This window comes from Bacillus sp. GW821-FHT11D08, assembly GCF_058808515.1.
Genome location: NZ_JBXARS010000006.1, coordinates 161,843 through 163,515 on the forward strand (window position 1 = coordinate 161,843; position 1,673 = coordinate 163,515).

3 protein-coding genes are annotated in these 1,673 nt (G+C 52.3%); 2 read left to right on the top strand and 1 reads right to left on the bottom strand.

Going from position 1 to position 1,673, the window contains the following annotated elements:
- Nucleotides 1-589, top strand: a 589-nt coding sequence (locus AC1RRX_RS13700) for a collagen-like triple helix repeat-containing protein (RefSeq protein ID WP_186365076.1), incomplete at its 5' end; no start/stop codon positions are given.
- A gap of 85 nt (nucleotides 590-674) precedes the next feature.
- Here the strand turns inward: AC1RRX_RS13700 and AC1RRX_RS13705 are convergent.
- On the bottom strand, nucleotides 675-974 hold the full coding sequence (locus AC1RRX_RS13705) for a hypothetical protein (protein WP_260854648.1): 300 nt from the start codon (nucleotides 972-974) through the stop codon (nucleotides 675-677).
- A gap of 81 nt (nucleotides 975-1,055) precedes the next feature.
- Here AC1RRX_RS13705 and AC1RRX_RS13710 point away from each other — a divergent pair.
- On the top strand, nucleotides 1,056-1,673 hold a 618-nt coding region (locus AC1RRX_RS13710), incomplete at its 3' end, for a hypothetical protein (RefSeq protein WP_492870929.1).

Genomic DNA, 1,673 nt, shown 5'->3' on the forward strand with positions numbered 1-1,673 from the left:
AACAGGCTCAACCGGCCCAACGGGAGGAACTGGGTTAACTGGTGCAACAGGAGTGACTGGCCCAACAGGTGTAACGGGATTAACAGGCTCAACCGGCGCAACAGGCTCAACAGGAGCAACCGGGTCAACAGGAGCCACAGGAGCAACGGGCCCAACCGGACCAACCGGCGCCACAGGCAGTACACCAACCTTGCTCTTCACAAGAACCAACGGGCCGCTCACTGTTTATCCGCCGTTAAATACAGAAGTTCCCGTTGCTACGCTGGCAGTCCCAGTTAATGCTTTGCAGAATGTAAAGCTGGATTATGCACTCAGTGTCGCGTTAACAACTGCAGCCAATTCAAACTTTGTTTTTGAAGTGAGATTATATAGGGGAGCAGTGCAAATTCATACAAGAACTCTGTCGCGAACCAGTACTCTCGCAGCTACGGATAGTTTTTCGATTGCTGATACAACAGTGGATACTGCGCCGACCGCAGGAACGAACACTTACCAGCTCAGGGTTATTTTCACAACTGCTAATAATTTAACGACAGCAACTGCTCTCAATATCGATTTTAACAGCATAAGTTTCCCGACAACCTCATGAAAATAGCAGTCTGATATTTTAAAGATGAAAGACCTGACTTATGCACAGTTAGGTCTTTTTTCTGTAAATGCTGCATGATGCAGCCTTAACGAACATTTGAAAATTTGCCCAATAGAAGTGGGATTTTGCCACACCTTTTTTCTCGTGGAAATATTATGCAAATAGAGGTGGTGTAATGAGAAAAGGAGATACTTGGTATAACAGATACGACTCTTGGGATTACGACTGCCGGAATTGCAATGATTGTTGCTGTCATTTTCAACATAAAAGAAGAAATCAAAGGCGCAGTTATCAAAATCGGGCCCATTGCTGTGAAGAATTCTGTTGCAAAACTTCTTGCTGTCATGAAAGATGGTGTCCATGCTGTCATCCAAATCATTTTCATGTAAGAGGATTCACCGGAGCAACGGGGCTGACCGGAGCAACGGGGCTGACCGGAGCAACGGGGCTGACCGGAGCAACGGGGCTGACCGGAGCAACAGGGCTGACTGGAGCAACGGGGTTCACTGGAGCAACGGGGTTTACTGGAGCAACGGGATTCACTGGAGCAACGGGCTCGACCGGGAATACCGGAGCGACTGGGGTAACCGGCGTCACTGGAGATCCCGGCGCGACTGGAGCAACCGGCGCCACCGGAGCAACGGGAGTAACGGGCTCGACCGGAGCAACCGGTGCGACTGGAATAACCGGTGCCACCGGAGTAACGGGAGCAACGGGAGTAACCGGCGCAACCGGAGTAACAGGCTCGACTGGAATAACCGGCGCCACCGGGATAACGGGAGCCACTGGAGTAACGGGATCAACTGGGATAACGGGAGCCACCGGAGTAACCGGATCAACTGGGATAACGGGAGCCACTGGAGTAACCGGCGCAACTGGAATAACGGGAGCCATCGGAGTAACGGGAACAACCGGGGTAACGGGAGCCACCGGAGTAACAGGCTCGACCGGGGTAACGGGAGTAACCGGGGATACTGGAGCAACAGGAATAACCGGCGCCACCGGGGTAACGGGAGCCACTGGAGTAACGGGATCAACTGGGATAACGGGAGCCACCGGAGTAACCGGATCAACTGGGATAACG